The following is a 17,547-nucleotide window of genomic DNA, read 5'->3' on the forward strand; positions in this document are numbered from 1 at the left end:
CTCCTTAAAGGGACCGCTTTTTCTTATGAATTCCGCTTTTTCACCACATTCCCGCCAATCACTCCGCCAATGACCAGTACACCTCCGATGAGATGATACCAATCGATTGTTTCATGTAAAATGAGGACCCCAGCGGCGACTGTAATAAAAGCAGATAAATTGTTAAAGATGCTGACCTTTGCCGCTTCAAGCTGAGAGAGGGCATAGTTTGATAAATATGCCGTGAGAAGTGAAGAAAGAATGCCTAAAAAGAGCATTGACCATACAAAGGATGGTTGTGTAAATGGGCTGAAAAATTGCGGCATTGTCCCGTTTACTGAATGCCGGATGAGCGCAGTGGCATTGAAGAAGACAAATCCAAAGAATGTCATCACGAAGGTGAGTTCAATCACATGGAAGCGCCGTGTAATCACCCGGGCAAATACACTGTATGCACTGGATGATAAGGCAGAAAGCAATATCAGTCCATAGCCGATCATGTGTGAATGCTTCACATCAATTCCCTTCATGACAAAGAGAAGCATCACCCCGCACACAGAAAGAATGGTAAACAGCACTTGTATCCATGTCGCGCGTTCCTTTAAAAACCACGCGGCAAGCACCATTGTCAGAATAGGAATCGTTGCCTGAATAATACCAGCCTCTGACGAAGAGGTATACATCAGCCCCCATACTTGAAAAGCAAAAAACAACACAGGATAAAGCAAGGAAAACGGTACGATGTAGAGAAGATCTCGCCATTGAATGGAGAGGCGGATTTTCTTTCGTAAAAATGGATACAGCAATAGTGCGGCTGCAAAAGAAACTGTAAAGCGGTGTGCCAATAAATCGATCGGGTTTGCTGATTCTAATGCAATTTTGACAAACAAAAATGAAAAACCAATGATCGTGGCGTAGCCTATCGCGGCAGCATACGCTTTCTGTTTTGAAATGTCCACAATTTGACTCCTTATACGAGCATGCATGCTTCGGATGAATTGACCGGTTCTGTTCTTCTATCGTAATCGGATCATCTAAGGTGTACAATAAGAGAACATGATATCTGTACCGGTACAAGGAGGAAGTGGTGTGAGGAAATATGATCAGCTTGTTCTCAGCTTAAAAGAGAAGATGACGTCTGGTGAATACAATGCTGGCATGAAGATCCCTTCCATTCGCCGTTTGGCGGCTCAATATGTAGTGAGTAAAAGCACTGTCATCAAAGCACTAGACACATTGGAACATGAACATCTGCTTTATTCTGTAGAAAGAAGCGGCTATTATGTCGTGAAAACGAAGCAGTCAGCGGGGAAACAGGATAGCACATGGATTGATTTTGCTTCATCTGCACCTGATCCCGTCGTGTTTCCATATGTTGATTTCCAGCACTGCATTAACCAAGCGATCGATTTGTATCAAAATGACTTGTTTATATACGGCACAGCCAACGGATTACCCTCGCTGCTACCAGTCATTTCTCAGCGATTAATGGATTATCAAGTGTTTGCAAATCCAGAACAGATCGTTATGACTTCTGGTATTCAACTGGCGTTATCTATTTTAAGCACCATCCCTTTTCCGAATGGCAAACAGACCATACTAGTCGAACAGCCAGGCTATCACCTATACCTTCAATATTTAGAAAAAAATCAACTGCCTGTGATGGGGATTCAGCGGACGGAAAAGGGAATTGACCTTCAGGAATTGGAGCGTATCTTTCGAGAAGAGGAGATTCGTTTTTTCTATACGATGCCAAGATTTCAAAACCCGCTTGGAACGAGCTTGTCAAAACTGGAGAAAAGAGCGATTGCAGCTCTTGCCGAGAAATATGATGTCTATATCGTTGAAGATGATTATATAGCCGATTTAGAATTCGATGCAAAAAGAGACCCGATCTATTCGTACGATCAGGCGGGTAAGGTCATTTATTTAAAAAGCTTCTCCAAGATCATCTTTCCAGGACTTCGAACAGGAGCGGTCGTCTTACCTGAGGAACTGATTAGACCTTTTAGCGAACACAAACGGCTCATTGACATCGACAGCTCCATGCTGTCACAGGCAGCCTTAGAAATATATTTAAAAAGCGGGATGTTTGAACGGCATCGAGACAGAATGCAGACAACCTATCGCCACCGATCCAAACAACTAGTGACATGCCTGAAAAGCGATCAAATCGCTTATCAACTAGGAGAAGAGGAGCCAGCTACTCATACACATGTACGTCTCGATCGGTCAATTCCGACGAACCAGCTCATTCAGCAGCTGAAAAAGGCATCTGTTTCCATTCAGTCAATCGACCGCCATTATCTGTCGACCTTTCAAAAAGACTCTATTCTTCAGTTGAACATTTGGCATGTGAAAGAAGAACAAATCACACGTGGAGTCGATTTGTTAAAGACAGCATTTCAGCAAATTGGGCGATATTAAAGACGAGACAGCACATCACGGCAAGAGAGTATCTCTACACGTTCAGCCGCAGAAGGCTTTCGTGTACACACCGCCATTTGGTAGGCAGGATCGAGTGAGTATGTTTGAACAAAGCAGGGCGCTTCATGATCAGGTAATGCAAGCGTCGCCTGTCCATCCTCTGACAGGTGGGCTGTAAAGGACGAAAGACCATAAGATAATCCCTTTCCAGTCAGCTTGATAAAGGCCTCCTTCATTGACCATAAATGAAAGAAGTAGGCTTCCTGCCGTTCTGCCGGTTGTGAAAGTAAATCTTCATACTCATCTGCTGAAAAAAATCGTTTAGCAATCGCTAGATCAATCGGTTTGATCTCCTCAATATCAATACCAACGGGTGCATCATCTATTGCGCATACGACCCAATCACCAGAGTGAGAAAGATTAAAATGAAAAGAAGGAATGTGCCGGACGACAGGCTTGCCATTGCCCTCTGTTTGAAAAACGATCTGATCAATAGGCAGATCGTACATACTATGGATCATTTGACGAACCAGCACCTCACCTAACAAAGTCCTTCTTGCATCGACCAAAAAGCGAAAACGCTCAGCCGCAGCACGCTTTTCAGCTGAAACAAAGGGTTTCAATTGATCGATTTGTTCTCGTGCATGGATGTCATCTAAATGTTGTAATTGGATAGCGAAAATCTTCATAATGAACCTCTAATTTTTTACATTGATTGTACCATTGGAGAGCGCCGTACAAAAGGGAAATCCTATACAATCAAAGCACAAAGTGACAGCAAGCCACGCTGCATTCTAAGCCTGTATGATCAGAAAGGACTTTTTTACTTTAACCGAATGTGATATTCATTTGTCCCTTTCTCATTTCGACGATTCGAAAGGTCGGCTGCTCTTCTCTAACATCATCCCATGTGAGCGGCGGATGAAAGGAGCCATCCTTTGTGAAACGCGCCTTTACTTCAAAGCCTAACAAGCGATACGTCTGCTCGGGCTCTTCAACAAATGGTGTCCAGTAATGATAGTTGAAAAGCTGCATGAGGTCTCATCTCCAATAATAGAATATTCCGTTTATTCTTTTTAACACAAGAAAAGCCATTCTTTTTATAGAATGGCTTGTTCTTATCGGATAAGCGTCTGAACAGGTTTCTCTGCTGTTTTTGTAATAAGCAGTTGCAGGAGCCGTGTTGATTGTGGCAAGGAGAATCGAAGGACGAGGCCTGTGAAAATAGCCGTCAGAATCGTGCCAACGCCAATCGGTCCGCCGAGCATCCATGCAAATAAAAGCACTGTTAACTCAATGCCATTTCGCACCCACTGCACGTTCAACCCTGTTTTCGCTGAGATGAGCAGCATTAGTGAATCCCTTGGCCCAGCGCCAAGATTTGCTGAGACATAAATGCCTACACCATACCCTGAAACCACAACGCCCGTAATAAACACATATAAAGCGGGTAAATACCCATGTGGTGCAGGCAATACCGCATTAAAGAAATCTATAAACATACCAATCAGCACCATGTTCAGTAATGCGCCGATCTTTGGAAATGATTTCGTAAAAACAGATGTTAGTGTCACAATCAGTGCACCAATAATGATGGACCATTGTCCAATCGTAAGTCCAAAGTGCTGAAACAGTCCGTAGTGGAAAGCGTCCCAAGGACCAATCCCAAGAATCTTTCCTTTCACTGTAAGCGATAGTCCAAAAGCTAATACGATTAATCCAACAAAATAAAAAAACCAACGTAAAAGATGTTCCCGCTTCAAAAGCTTTCCCTTCTTTCTTAAACACTCGAATTCAATCGTAACATACTCCCACGCCCCTTTAAATGGCTTTGCTCAATTGTAATCGCTTACTTATAAAAAGAATTTTTTCGCATCGTAAAAGTCAAAACATCAAAACAAGCAGCAAGACTTTCGGCTTGTTTTTTTTAACAAAGTGAACCAATCATTCCCTTTTTTTAATAAAAAAAGAAAAAAATTCAATATATATTAACAAAAAATTAATCGTCACCCAATAAAAGAATATTTATCTTTAAATAGAAAGGATTGTATGTGATTCGCATCATAAGACCTGTTTGTAAAGATAGATAGATGATGAAATTTGAGATGGAAAAAGGTTAATTTATTGGAAAGACATAAGCGAATCAATCGTTGAGAGGTATATAGTTCTAAATGTCTATTTTTGTCGAAAATAGTCATTTAGTCATGTTGAGGCTTTTGAAATATTATTGATATTCTTTACCAAAGTGTGGGAGGTGAACTGGTACATACCATTATGATCTGAAGCATGGAAAGGGGATGTCAAAGAATGAACATATTAAAAAGAACGAGTCAATTATTTCTTATATTGGTGCTGATTTCTGGAAATTTATTAACAGTCTCACCAGCTGTTACAAAAGCCGCTGGGACGGTGGTTGTCAATAACACAGATTCCTACATGATTGGCCAAAGTGGCCAAGGTCTTCCAATGACCCTTTATCAACTTGATGGGAATAATCCAACCAGCGTAAAGGCTAGTGTGCCGGTGAAGGGGATTCCGAGCACTTTAGTCAACGGTGTTGCAGTTAATGATCAGCAAAATTTTGTGTATGCAACGACGACAGCAACTGGAGAACCTGTTCTTTATAAAATAGATCCGACGACAGGACAAGCTCAGAGTGTAGGCGTATTAGCTGGAGGTTCGTATGCTGCGTCGAATGCTGTCATCTACAAAGGTAAATATTTGCATTCTTATGCTTCGGGTGGTGAATACTTCCTTGGATCATACGATTTAACGACCGGTCAAAAAACGTCTAAAAAAATTGTCGGCTATGACATCGGCTCTGGCGTTGGCGGAGACCTTGTAGTCGATAAGGATGGCTATCTTTGGTTCGCATCAAATGGAAGTGGCGCCATTGCACAAATGAATCCTGATACAGCTGAAGTAATTCGAGTGATTCCAATCACAAATGCAGATGGTAAACCTATTGAGGGAGGCGTACGAGGAATTAGCTTTTTGCCAAATGGACAAATGCTATTACAATCAGGTAAAGATGCATCTATAGGCCATTCTACTCTTTTTACACTTGATGCAAAATCATTAAGTACAAAATATATTGGCATTGCAGGTAATTCATTATCTTACGACTTAGCATCACGGGTAAAGCCAGAATTTGATCCATTCCCACCTAACCTTGAATCAGAAAAGTCTGTTACTTTACAGAAAAAAGCAGAAGGAAACACTGATGAGAAGCATCCAGAAGTAGGAGACACGTTGCTTTATACAATTAGAGCCAAAAATACGGTGCAATTCGGCATTCTTAAAAATCTGATCATATCAGATAACCTTCCGAGCAGCTTAGCCTATATTCCAGGCTCACTTAAGGTGGATGGCGCAGGCGTAACAGATGCAAAGGATCAAGACAAAGGTGATTATACAAACGGCACTGTTACAGGTCAAATAGGTGATGTGAAAGACACCGAATGGCACACCGTGACATTTGAAGCGAAAGTAGCAAAAGGTCAAGCTGGCAAAGATATTCAAAATACAGCCAATGTCAAAGGGGAAAACACACCGCCAGACAAACCAACAACAAACATAGAAATTTATCCTCGTGATCCAAAGCTTGAATCAGAAAAATCAGCGGTCTTACAGAAAAAAGCAGATGGTAATACAGATGAGAAGCACCCAGAAGTAGGCGACACATTGCTGTATACCATTCAAACCCGTAACACTGTTGAAGACAGCTTCATTGAAGATCTTGTGATTTCTGACAAGTTACCTCAAGGGTTATCATATTTACCAAATTCACTTCAGGTAGATGGAAATCCAGTCACAGATGCAAAAGATGATGATAACGGTGATATGACAGGTGGAACTGTCACTGGAACGTTCGGTGACGTGAAAGATGCGAAATGGCATACCGTGACATTTGAAGTCACAGTTGAAAAAGGTCAGGCAGGCAAAGACATTCAAAATACAGCCAATGTCACAAGCGGCAACACACCGCCAGACGAGCCGACAACGAATGTAGAAATCTATCCTCGTGACCCGAAGCTGACTTCTGAAAAATCAGCCGTCTTGCAGAAAAAAGCAGATGGTAATACAGATGAGAAGCATCCAGAGGTCGGTGATACACTTCTTTATACGATTAAAACAAAGAATACGATAGAAGACAGTCTCGTTAAAAACTTAGTGATCTCAGATGAACTGCCAGAAGGATTAGCATATGTGCCCAATTCACTTGAGGTAGACGGACAAGCGGTGACAGATGAGCAAGATCAAGACAATGGTGATGTCACAAATAGAACCATCTCAGGACAATTCGGTGACATTCAGGATACAGATTGGCATACAGTGACGTTTGAAGTGACGGTTGAAAAAGGACAATCAGGTAAAGACATTCAAAATACAGCCAACGTCACAGGCGGCAACACCCCACCAAATGAACCGACAACGAAGACAGAAATTTATCCGCGTGATCCAAAGCTTGAATCAGAAAAATCAGCCGTCTTGCAGAAAAAAGCAGAAGGTAACAAAGATGAGAAGCATCCAGAAGTAGGCGATACCCTGCTTTATACGATTAAAACAAAAAACACGATAGAAGACAGCCTTATTGAAAATCTAGTCATCTCAGATCAATTGCCAAAAGGGCTGGAGTATGTTGCTGGGTCTCTTGAAATTGATGGAGAATCCGTCACAGATGTGAAAGACGACGATAGCGGTGACTACACAGATGGAAAGGTCACGGGTTATTTTGGTGATGTGAAGGACACGGACTGGCATACCGTGACGTTTGAAGTCACAGTTGAAAAGGGACAGTCTGGTCAAGACATTCAAAACACTGCCGAAGTAACAGGTGAAAACACGCCGCCAGATGATCCAACTACGAAAACAGAAATTTACCCACGTGAACCAAAACTATCATCAGAAAAGGCAGCGAGCATTCAGAAAAAAGCAGAAGGAAACACAGATGAAAAGACACCACAGGTAGGAGATACCCTTCTTTATACGATCAAAACAAAGAATCTTGAAGAAGACAGCATCGTCAAAAATTTAGTCATCGCAGATCAACTGCCAGAAGGTCTTGAATATGTCGAAGGATCATTAAAAGTAGATGGACAAGCTGTCACAGATGCAAAAGATGACGACAACGGAGACTACACAAAAGGCACAGTAACCGGTCAATTTGGCGATATCAAAGACACGGACTGGCATACGATTACTTTTGAAGCGAAGGTCGCTAAAGGACAAGCGGATAAAAGTATTCAAAATACAGCGAAAGTAACAGGCGAAAACACACCGCCAGATGAGCCGACAACCGAAACAAAAATTGATCCAAGAGATCCAAAGCTTGAATCGGAAAAAACATCTGAAATCTCTCAAAAAGCAGAAGGCAATAAAGATGAAAAACTAGTTCAAGTAGGCGACACCCTTCTTTACACGATCAAAGCAAAAAATAGTGTAGAAGACAGTGTTATTAAAGATTTAGTGATCGCAGATCAACTGCCAGAAGGTCTTGAATATGTCGAAGGATCATTAAAAGTAGATGACCAAGCCGTCACAGATGCAAAAGATGACGACAACGGAGACTACACAAAAGGCACAGTAACCGGTCAATTTGGCGATATCAAAGACACGGACTGGCATACGATTACTTTTGAAGCGAAGGTCGCTAAAGGCCAAGCGGATAAAAGTATTCAAAATACAGCGAAAGTAACAGGCGAAAACACACCACCAGATGAGCCGACAACCGAAACAAAAATTGATCCAAGAGATCCAAAGCTTGAATCGGAAAAAACATCTGAGATCTCTCAAAAAGCAGAAGGAAATAAAGATGAAAAACAAGTTCAGGTAGGCGACACCCTTCTTTACACCATCAAAACAAAAAATAGTGTAGAAGACAGTGTTATCAAAGATTTAGTCATCGCAGATCAATTGCCAGAAGGTCTTGAGTATGTCGAAGGGTCATTAAAAGTAGATGGGCAAGCCGTCACAGATGCAAAAGATGACGACAACGGAGACTACACAAAAGGCACAGTAACCGGTCAATTTGGCGATATCAAAGATACGGACTGGCATACGATTACTTTTGAAGCGAAGGTCGCTAAAGGATATGAAGGTAAAACCATTCAAAATATCGCAGTTGTGAAGGGTGAGAATGTTGACGAACCAGACAAACCCGAAAACTCCACAACGGTAGAACCGCCGCATGTGCCAGAGGTGCCTGAACATCCAGAGCAGCCTTCTGGGTCAAACCCGGACACACCCGGACATCACCTGCCGAATACAGCAACAGCGATGTACAACCTTTTACTAGCAGGATTTGCACTTGTGCTAATAGGTGCATCCCTTATTGTATGGAAAAGAAGAAAAAGAAACGAATAATTGTCCATGTTTCAAAAAATCATCTCAACGCTATTGATTTCAGCAGGTATTTGTCTTGTGATTATAGGATATATGAGGATTGTTGATGGGCAAAGGCAAGTAGATCAATCTTTCCAGTCTGCCCAAGCAGCCATCCAGCAAAAGGGGCAAACAGATTCCCCTCTTGTCCCGAAGGCTGGTGAAACCATTGGGCTCTTGCACATTCCAAAGCTAAATGCTGAGTTACCAATTGTAGAAGGAACAGAAGCGGAGGATTTAGCAAAGGGCGTTGGTCATTATCACGAAAGCTATTTACCTAATGAACAAGGACAAATCGTTTTATCTGGGCATCGTGATACTGTGTTTAGACGAACAGGAGAACTGGTGAAAGGGGATCAACTCGTCATTGAACTTTCATATGGACGATTTACCTATGAAATTGAGAAAACAAAGATTGTGAAAAAAGATGATCAAAGTATTATTACATTGCAACAGGGAAAGGAAGAACTTATCCTCACCACATGTTATCCTTTTTCTTTCATTGGTCCTGCACCAAACAGATATATCATATATGGGAAGCGTGTTTAGCCACTGGATCAGCCTGCAACTTATCCTTTCACTAACCGATTAGAGCGCTTCATTCCTTGATAAAAAGGGAATCGCCTATATCTATAGAGATGCAGGAGGGGGTCAATTTGTTAAATCAAGACTATGTAAGATATATAGATAACTTTGGAAGAATTGTTCTTCCGACAGATATAAGAAAACGGTTGAAAATTCATCCTCGCGATTTTATGGAGATTTATCGAGAAGAAGACCAAATTGTCATGAAGCCGTATTGGCAGGATAAACCTTGTATCGTTACAGGGGAAGTAACAGGCTCCAACAAAGTGCTATCGGGTGGAGTCGTTATCAGTCCAGAGGGAGCGAGATTGCTCTTGCAAGATTTACTGGCGCTTCGCCTGCAAAAAGAAATATGAAAAAAGGCTGTTCTCATCACGTGAGAACAGCCTTTTTTCATCATACTGGATTCAAAATCCGGTTTAAGAATTGTTTTGTTCGTTCTTCCTTCGGTCGTTTGAAGATTTCTTCGGGAGGACCTTGTTCGACGATGACGCCGCCATCAATAAAAATCACTTCGTCCGCCACTTCTTGGGCAAACTTGATTTCATGTGTGACAACTGCCATCGTCCAGCCTTCTTTCGCTAAATCCTTCATGACCTTTAAGACTTCCCCGACAAGCTCAGGGTCAAGTGCAGAGGTGGGCTCATCAAAAAGCATGAGCTCTGGCTGAATGGCAAGTGCACGGGCAATCCCGACACGCTGCTTTTGGCCGCCTGAAAGCTGGAATGGATACAGATCCTTTTTATCTTCCAGACCGACCTTTTGCAAGAGCTGGATGGCTTCTTTTCGAACTGTTTCCTTTGGACGGCGCTGCACTTGGACAGGACCTTCCATCACATTTTCAAGCACAGTGCGGTGTGGAAACAGGTGATAATCTTGAAACACCATTCCCGATTTCCGGCGTAGCTTTAGCAGATCAGCTGATTTATTCTTTTTCGAAAAATCAATCGAGAAATCATCGAAGGTTAAGGAGCCGCCATTTGGTGTTTCAAGTGCATTTAAACAGCGAAGCATCGTTGTTTTTCCTGAACCTGATGGGCCAAGGATGGCGATAACCTGCCCTTTGTTGATCGTAAAATCTATTGACTTTAAAATCTCATTTTCACCGAAGGATTTCTTAAGACCTTTGACTGTTAGCATGTCGTTCCCTCCTTACCTTGCGACATATCGATCAAGTCGTTTTTCAATTTGGTGCTGAACGAGCGATAGAATGAAGCAGAATACCCAATAGATTAGGGCTGCTTCCATATAAATGAACAAGATCTGATCTAAGTTCGCCGCAGCAATTTCCTGAGACTTACGGAAAAGCTCTGCTACGAGGATTTGGGAGGCAAGAGATGTATCCTTCACCAAACTAATGAATGAATTAGATAGCGGCGGAATCGAAACACGTACTGCCTGCGGTAAAATCACGCGGACAAGCGTTTTACGATGCGTCATCCCAATTGAATAACCAGCTTCCCATTGTCCTTTAGGAACAGATAGGACGGATGCACGGATAATTTCAGACGCATACGCACCTACGTTTAATGAAAAAGCGATAATGGCACTTGGATATGGATCCAGTGTGATATTAAATGTCGGAAAGAAATAGAAAATAATAAACAATTGCACAAAAAGCGGCGTTCCACGAACGGCCGACACATAGATGGAAAAAATCCATCTGAGGGCTTTGATTTTAGACATTCTAGCAAGAGCTGTCACAAGCGCGATAAAAATACCAATAATAAAGGCAATGATGGCGAGGGGGATTGTATAATAAATCCCCTGCATCACCATTGGCCAAAAAGATTGCTGAAGAAGATCCCAAGGAATGACGACTCCTAGGGTACTACTTTGTAACATCTTCACCAAACCATTTCTTAGAAATCTTAGCAAGTGTACCGTCTTTTTTCATTTCTTTTAATGCGCCATTCACTTTGTCAACGACTTCGCCGCTGCCTTTTCTGAATGCAAAGTAAGTTTCTTGAGGATCTCCTGTTTCAAATGCAACTTTTAGGTTTTTGTTCCCGCTTGTTTTCAAGTAATTCAATACAGCCAGCTTGTCATTGAACGTCAGATCAGCACGTCCTTGCTGAATCAATTGAATCGATTGTGCAAGACCTTCAACGCCTTCAATTTTAGCGCCAGCATCTGTAGCTAGTTTATTGTAGTTACTTGTTAATGATTGTGCTGCTTTTTTGCCTTTTACATCAGATAGTTTCTTGATGTCGTTGTTATCTGATTTTGTCACAACAATGGCTTGAGACGTTGTGTATTTATCAGAGAACTCGTATTGATTTTCACGTCCAGTTTTACCAACTTGGTTCGCTACCACGTCAAAACGTTTTGAATTCAGTCCAGCAAACATGCTGTCCCATTGTGTTTCTTTGAATTCGGGTTTTAAGTCAAGACGTTTTGCTACTTCTGTGATGACTTCGACATCGTAGCCAGTTAATTTATCTGTCTTTTTGTCATGGAATGTGAAAGGAGCATAAGTACCCTCTGTTCCGATCGTCAGAACACCTTTATCCTGAATGGATTTCCAAAGGTCACCTGATTCCTTAGACCCAGATTGTTTATTCGCGTTGTCGCTTGCACCAGATCCACATGCCGTGATCAATGCAACACAAGCGCCTAACATAATGGCAAAGAACATTTTTTTCATTTTATTCCCCACTTTTCTTGTTGGTATTTACAACATATGATCTTACAGAGAAGCAACCTAAAAGTAAAGCATTTGAAACTAGCTTGAGCGAATCTCACCAACTTTATGCCCGCAACCCGTTTCTTTCAAACCTCTCACGTCTACAAAGCCTTTCATCTTTTATTTGTGCGAACATTATTAAAATAAAGACTTTGAGACAGTGACCATAGAAGGAAGCATATTTATTATAAAAGATGTATAATTAGTAGGTTGTTTTGAAAATGGAATGAATCACATGGAGACATGTTTTGATAAGTTATCATCTTAGAAGAAGGAGGGCATCATTGTGGATGTTGGACAAAATCAGCCCGAGCAATTGAAAAGGGCGATGACCTCCCGTCATTTATTTATGATTTCACTTGGCGGTGTCATTGGGACAGGCTTTTTCTTGGGAACGGGCTATACGATTGGACAAGCAGGGCCAGTTGGAGCCGTTCTTTCTTATATTGTGGGCGGATTGATTATGTATTTAACCATGCTGTGTCTTGGAGAGCTGTCGGTTGCACTTCCTGTGTCCGGGTCGTTTCATACGTATGCGACGAAATTTGTCAGCCCTGCATCGGGTTTTGCGGTCGGCTGGATTTATTGGCTTGGCTGGGCAGCAACGGTCGCCCTTGAATTTTTATCAGCAGGACAGCTGATGAGGCGCTGGCTCCCGCAAGTGGATGTGTGGATTTGGTGTCTCATATTTGGACTGTGTCTTTTCTTATTAAATGCCCGGTCGGCGAAAGCGTTCGGGGAGTCGGAGTTTTTCTTTTCAACCATTAAGATCATTGCGATTTTACTCTTTATAGGTGTAGGCGGAGCGGCGATGTTTGGTTTTATTGAAACAACGAGCGGTGAACCTGCCCCTTACTTCAGTCATTTTGTGAGTGATGGGCTGTTTCCAAATGGATTGCTCGCCGTTGTGGTCACGATGATTACCGTGAACTTTTCATTCCAAGGAACAGAGCTGATCGGGATTGCGGCAGGAGAAAGTGAAAACCCTGAGAAAACCGTTCCTCGCTCCATTCATCAAACTGTTTGGCGTACACTCGTCTTTTTCGTATTATCTATCTTTGTCTTAGCAGGTATGGTGCCTTGGAAGGAAGCGAGTGTGCTGCAAAGTCCGTTTGTTACTGTATTTGAGAGAACGGGCATTCCTTTTGCGGCAGATATCATGAACTTTGTCATTATCATCGCTTTATTATCTGTTGCCAACTCTGGCTTGTATGCATCGACGAGAATGCTCTATTCCTTATCGAAAGAAGGAATGGCAGGAAAAGCATTTAGACGCGTGAATCAGCGCGGTATTCCGATGAATGCCTTACTGCTCACATTCCTGTTTACAGGGATTTCGCTATTATCCGGTTTCTTTGCAGAGAAAACAGTTTTTGCCTGGATCGTGTCCATTGCCGGCATGAGTGCCCAGACTGGCTGGATCACCATTACATTATCACAGATGCTTTTCCGCAGAAGATATCTTAAAGCAGGCGGAAAGTTGGAAAACTTAAAATTTAAAACCCCTCTCTATCCGGTGCTGCCGATTATTGCGATTACTCTCAACACCATTGTGTTGATCAGCCTTGCCTTTGATCAGGAGCAGCGCATCGGGTTATATGTCGGCGTCCCTCTCATGATCATTGGGTATGTCGTCTATCACCGCTATGTGAAAAAGCATCAAGCGAAAAGTGAACCGCTTAAGCTGCAAATTCATGGAGATGATGAGATCCGGTTTTAAAATCAAAAAACACTAAATTTAAGATATTTAAAAACACCTCTGATATAAATCTGAAGGTGTTTTTTTCTTGAAGTGATTCTGGAACTGCTCATATCAATAGAAGTACTATTTAACTGAGCTGCAGTTCTCAACTAACAACAAAAGTTAGTTCATATCCTGCTGTTTAAAATCTTGTTGTTCAAAATTTTGGAGCTTATTCTGATATCCTACGTTATTATTACCCCAAAGGTTCTCGTAATCCCATCCTGTTAGCGCTTTCAAAACACTTCTTGTTTCATCATCAGCCTGTTCCATTGAACCATTATTCTTTAACCTATTAATTTCATTAATCATAATGGAATGAGTTTTCTTAGATAGTTTAAATTTAAATGAAATAACTAAACTAATACCGACTAGCCCTACAGTTCCGAAAAACAGAATACCTACAATCCCATTTATTGCTGTAGTAGACTGTGTCGTCGCGCTTGCAACGAATCCACTTTCCTGTAAAATAACTCCTACCAAGAATGTGGCTAAAGCTGTAGTACTCTTGCGTGTAAAAGTCATAATACCTGCAAATATACCTTCTCTTCTTTTACGAGTTACCATTTCATCTACATCAGGAATGAAAGTGTAAATATTCCATGGTATATAATATAATCCACTCTTTCCGATGCCTAAGATAACAGAGAAAGCATATAGCGCTATAATCATATAAGTTGGTTGTGTGAAGTATAAAAATATATAACCGCTTATACATGTAATAATAGCAATATAAGATATTTTCAAAGATGGCGCAGGACCTATTTTAATCACGAGCCAACCAAACAATAATGTACATAACATTTGAAGTAATGAACCAATAGATAACAAATCTGATGCCAACACTGCATCTTTATTTAAAGAAAACACAATAAAGTAGACAAAGACAGCGTTTAAAATATCCATGGCAGTAAACGAACAAATATACATAGTGATGTGCTGACGGAAACTTCTAATTCTAAAAGTAGATGTTAAGTCAATGATGAATTTTTTTATGGATTCTATAGCAGGTACTTTTTCTACACCATAAGGTTCTATCATGTCTTCTTCTATTTTACGTTCCCATGTTGTTCTATGTGTAATTAATAATGCAGCCATAAAAATAAAGGTGAAGATAATCCCATTGTAAAGAAAAACTTGAGGTGAATCTTTTCCGAATATTTCGAATAATCTGCCTGGAATAAAGGTAGCTAAAAATGTTCCTAGTCCTGAATAGATTAATCTTATTGTTGAGAGCTTGGTCCGTGCATTAAAATCATTAGTCATTTCAGCTCCAAGTGTTTCAAATGGAATTAATACCATTGCTGCAAGGAATTCTAACAAAATATAAACCGTTAAATAGTACCAGTAATTCATATCAGAAATCCAAAGAAGGGAATAAATAACCATCAAAGGGCTTCCAACTAGTAAAAAGAACCTGCGTCTTCCAAATTTCTTCCCAAGTTTTGTACGACCAAAATTGTCAGTGATATGGCCCATAATTGGGCTTGCTATAGCATCAATAATACGAGCAATTGCAATAATAGATCCTGCTTCAACAGGGGTAAGACCACAGTATGTAATGAAAAAATATAACATCCATGCGCCTATTATAGCGAATGCTCCCCCTCCAAATAAATCCATTGTTCCATAACCAATATAATTTTTGAGTGTTAGTTTCCTGTTCTCAGTCTGCATTCTTATTTCTCCTTTCCAAGCCTACTTATAAATTTAAAAAAATATATAAAATAAAGATGTATGACAAGGAAAAAAATAAAAATATTAAACACCTGAATACGCCATAAAACCTCCATCAACAGGAATTGTCACTCCGGTAACAAATGCTGACATATGATCATCAACAAGCCATAATAGGGTACCAAGAAGATCTTCTGGCGTACCAAACCTTCTCATTGGTGTGTTCGAAATAATCTTATGAGACCTCTCTGTATAATCTCCTTCTTCATTTAAGAGAAGGTTTTTATTTTGTGAGGTTAAAAAGAAGCCCGGTGCAATAGCATTTACTCTAATTCCTGCCTCAGCCATATGAACAGCTAACCATTTGGTGAAATTTTCAATTGCTGCTTTTGCCGCGCTATAAGCAGGCACTTTGGTCATTGGAGAAGGGGCACTCATAGATGACATGTTGATGACAACTGCTCCCTTTTGATGAACCATATTTTTAGTGAAAATTTGTGTAGGAATGAAAGTCCCCATAAAATTTAAATCAAATACATTTTGCACACTATCTGTACTTAAATGAAAAAAAGTATTTATCTTAGGATTAGTAAGGTCTTCTGTTTGAAATATTTCGTTGGTTGTATTTGCACTGGAGTGGTTACCACCAGCTCCATTTATCAATATTGTACACATGCCTAATTCCTCTGTTACAATCTTCTCGGCTTGTTCAACACTATCTTTATTCAGAACATCACATTTAATCGCAATCGCTTTCCCGCCCATAAGGTTAATTTCTTCGGCTACCTTTTCACCCTTTTCGACTGTTCTATTTAAAATAGCCACAGACACGCCATGTCTAGCAAGTTCCTTTGCCATGGCGCTGCAAAGTACTCCACTTCCTCCTGTTATGGCAGCTACTTTACCAGCTAAATTTTTATTTTCTTGTATGTTTACCATGTAGCTTCCTCCTTTGCTTCTTTTAGTACAGAATGTTTATTTTTTAATGCATCCCAAGCTCCCCACAAATACATAATTCCAAGTGCTCTATCATAAAGACCATATCCAGGCCTACATTGTTCACCCCAAATGTGTCTTCCATGATCGGGTCTACAATAACCTTTGAATCCGCTTTCATAATAAGCATGTATAATGGCTGAAACATCTACTGATCCATCTTTTGATCGATGCGATGTTTCAACAAAGTCCCCGTTATCATATACACGTACATTTCTTATATGAGTAAATGGTATCCTATCAATAAATTCGTGAATCATAGAAACTAAATCATTTTCTAAGTTTGCTCCTAAAGATCCTGTACAGAGCGTTATACAATGATATTGGCTACTATTTAGTTGTAAAATTTTTCTGATGTTTTTTTGGTTAGTTACTATTCGCGGTAGACCAAAGACAGGCCAAGGTGGATCGTCAGGATGAATAGCCATTTTAATATCATGAAGTTCTGCAATTGGAATAACCTGATCTAAAAAATATTTCAAGTTGGCCCATAAATCATCTTCTGTTATATTTTTGTAGGCTTCAAAAAGTTGGTGGAGGTGATTTAACCGCTCTGGTTCCCAACCTGGCATGGTTAAACTGGAGTTCTCACTAATTTTATTTACTAAGTCTTTCGGATCAATATCTTTAATTCGACTATGTTCATAAAATAGAGCTGTAGAGCCATCAGGAAGTGTTTTATTTAAGTCTGTACGGATCCAATCAAATACAGGCATAAAGTTATAACATATGACTTTAACACCCACCTTTGCTAGCTTCTGAATTGTTTTCTTATAATTTTCTATGTATCGATCTCTAGTTGGAAGTCCGAGCTTAATGTCTTCATGAACATTCACGCTTTCAACCACTTCAATATGAAGGTTATGTTTATCAGCTAATTTTTTCATTTCTACAATTCTTTCTATTGGCCACTCTTCTCCTGCGGGCACATCATGCAGTGCCCAAACAATTCCTTCCACTCCTGGAATCTGGTTTATTTGTTCCAGTGTTATAGTGTCGTTTCCTTCTCCAAACCATCTAAATGTCATCCTCATCTACCATCACCCCTAAAAATATAAGTAACAACCTATTT

15 protein-coding genes are annotated in these 17,547 nt (G+C 40.6%); 5 read left to right on the forward strand and 10 right to left on the reverse strand.

What is annotated here, in order from left to right; genetic code table 11:
• Window positions 1-23: 23 nt before the first annotated feature.
• Window positions 24-965 carry a DMT family transporter gene (locus tag MKY83_RS01980; RefSeq protein ID WP_221450748.1) on the reverse strand — a complete coding sequence of 314 codons (942 nt, stop codon included), beginning with the start codon at window positions 963-965 and terminating at the stop codon, window positions 24-26.
• Window positions 966-1,068: 103 nt separating this feature from the next.
• Here MKY83_RS01980 and MKY83_RS01985 point away from each other — a divergent pair, with 103 nt between their 5' ends.
• Window positions 1,069-2,406 carry a PLP-dependent aminotransferase family protein gene (locus tag MKY83_RS01985; RefSeq protein WP_342488022.1) on the forward strand — a complete coding sequence of 446 codons (1,338 nt, stop codon included), beginning with the start codon at window positions 1,069-1,071 and terminating at the stop codon, window positions 2,404-2,406.
• On the opposite strand, the gene MKY83_RS01990 is transcribed toward MKY83_RS01985, so the two are convergent.
• The 3 genes from MKY83_RS01990 to MKY83_RS02000 all read right to left on the reverse strand — a co-directional run bounded on the left by MKY83_RS01990 (window position 2,403) and on the right by MKY83_RS02000 (window position 4,169).
• A complete protein-coding gene (locus MKY83_RS01990; RefSeq protein WP_113768546.1) occupies window positions 2,403-3,095 on the reverse strand; it encodes a 4'-phosphopantetheinyl transferase superfamily protein in 693 nt (230 codons plus the stop codon). The genes MKY83_RS01985 and MKY83_RS01990 overlap by 4 nt on opposite strands.
• 139 nt (window positions 3,096-3,234) lie before the next feature.
• Entirely contained in the window at window positions 3,235-3,441 is a 207-nt protein-coding gene (locus MKY83_RS01995; protein ID WP_342488023.1) for a hypothetical protein, read from the reverse strand.
• A gap of 83 nt (window positions 3,442-3,524) precedes the next feature.
• Window positions 3,525-4,169, reverse strand: a complete 645-nt coding sequence (locus tag MKY83_RS02000; protein ID WP_044140485.1) for a YitT family protein — start codon at window positions 4,167-4,169, stop codon at window positions 3,525-3,527.
• 544 nt (window positions 4,170-4,713) lie between these two features.
• Here MKY83_RS02000 and MKY83_RS02005 point away from each other — a divergent pair.
• The 3 genes from MKY83_RS02005 to MKY83_RS02015 all read left to right on the forward strand — a co-directional run bounded on the left by MKY83_RS02005 (window position 4,714) and on the right by MKY83_RS02015 (window position 9,731).
• The gene (locus MKY83_RS02005; protein WP_342488024.1) at window positions 4,714-8,772 is read left to right on the forward strand and encodes an isopeptide-forming domain-containing fimbrial protein; all 4,059 of its coding nucleotides are present in this window, start codon (window positions 4,714-4,716) and stop codon (window positions 8,770-8,772) included.
• Window positions 8,773-8,778: 6 nt separating this feature from the next.
• Complete coding sequence (locus tag MKY83_RS02010; RefSeq protein ID WP_340962281.1) at window positions 8,779-9,339, forward strand: class D sortase; 561 nt, start codon at window positions 8,779-8,781, stop codon at window positions 9,337-9,339.
• A gap of 107 nt (window positions 9,340-9,446) precedes the next feature.
• The gene (locus tag MKY83_RS02015; RefSeq protein WP_050945487.1) at window positions 9,447-9,731 is read left to right on the forward strand and encodes an AbrB/MazE/SpoVT family DNA-binding domain-containing protein; all 285 of its coding nucleotides are present in this window, start codon (window positions 9,447-9,449) and stop codon (window positions 9,729-9,731) included.
• Window positions 9,732-9,771: 40 nt separating this feature from the next.
• Here MKY83_RS02015 and MKY83_RS02020 read toward each other — a convergent pair whose 3' ends face one another.
• The 3 genes from MKY83_RS02020 to tcyA are packed head-to-tail and all read right to left on the reverse strand — an operon-like array spanning window position 9,772 to window position 12,022.
• Complete coding sequence (locus MKY83_RS02020) at window positions 9,772-10,515, reverse strand: amino acid ABC transporter ATP-binding protein (protein WP_034325164.1); 744 nt, start codon at window positions 10,513-10,515, stop codon at window positions 9,772-9,774.
• 12 nt (window positions 10,516-10,527) lie between these two features.
• Window positions 10,528-11,220 carry an amino acid ABC transporter permease gene (locus tag MKY83_RS02025; protein ID WP_217012765.1) on the reverse strand — a complete coding sequence of 231 codons (693 nt, stop codon included), beginning with the start codon at window positions 11,218-11,220 and terminating at the stop codon, window positions 10,528-10,530.
• Window positions 11,207-12,022 (reverse strand): cystine ABC transporter substrate-binding lipoprotein TcyA, encoded by an 816-nt coding sequence (gene tcyA / locus MKY83_RS02030; RefSeq protein WP_003213831.1) that lies wholly within the window; start codon window positions 12,020-12,022, stop codon window positions 11,207-11,209. The genes MKY83_RS02025 and tcyA overlap by 14 nt, the downstream gene beginning before the upstream one ends.
• A 367-nt stretch (window positions 12,023-12,389) precedes the next feature.
• On the opposite strand from tcyA, the gene MKY83_RS02035 reads away from it, so the two are divergent.
• Window positions 12,390-13,781: an amino acid permease gene (locus MKY83_RS02035; RefSeq protein ID WP_260564561.1), complete on the forward strand. Its 1,392-nt coding sequence runs from the start codon at window positions 12,390-12,392 to the stop codon at window positions 13,779-13,781.
• 144 nt (window positions 13,782-13,925) lie between these two features.
• Here MKY83_RS02035 and MKY83_RS02040 read toward each other — a convergent pair whose 3' ends face one another.
• The 3 genes from MKY83_RS02040 to uxuA form a co-directional block, all read right to left on the reverse strand.
• The gene (locus MKY83_RS02040) at window positions 13,926-15,479 is read right to left on the reverse strand and encodes an MFS transporter (RefSeq protein ID WP_342488025.1); all 1,554 of its coding nucleotides are present in this window, start codon (window positions 15,477-15,479) and stop codon (window positions 13,926-13,928) included.
• Between the two features lie 84 nt (window positions 15,480-15,563).
• Entirely contained in the window at window positions 15,564-16,418 is an 855-nt protein-coding gene (locus tag MKY83_RS02045; protein ID WP_106066488.1) for an SDR family oxidoreductase, read from the reverse strand.
• Window positions 16,412-17,509, reverse strand: coding sequence for a mannonate dehydratase (gene uxuA, locus MKY83_RS02050; RefSeq protein ID WP_106066487.1), 1,098 nt, complete (start codon window positions 17,507-17,509; stop codon window positions 16,412-16,414). The genes MKY83_RS02045 and uxuA overlap by 7 nt, the downstream gene beginning before the upstream one ends.
• Between the last annotated feature and the right edge of the window lie 38 nt (window positions 17,510-17,547).

Source organism: Bacillus sp. FSL M8-0266 (assembly GCF_038613425.1).
Taxonomy (GTDB): Bacteria; Bacillota; Bacilli; order Bacillales; family Bacillaceae; genus Bacillus; species Bacillus pumilus.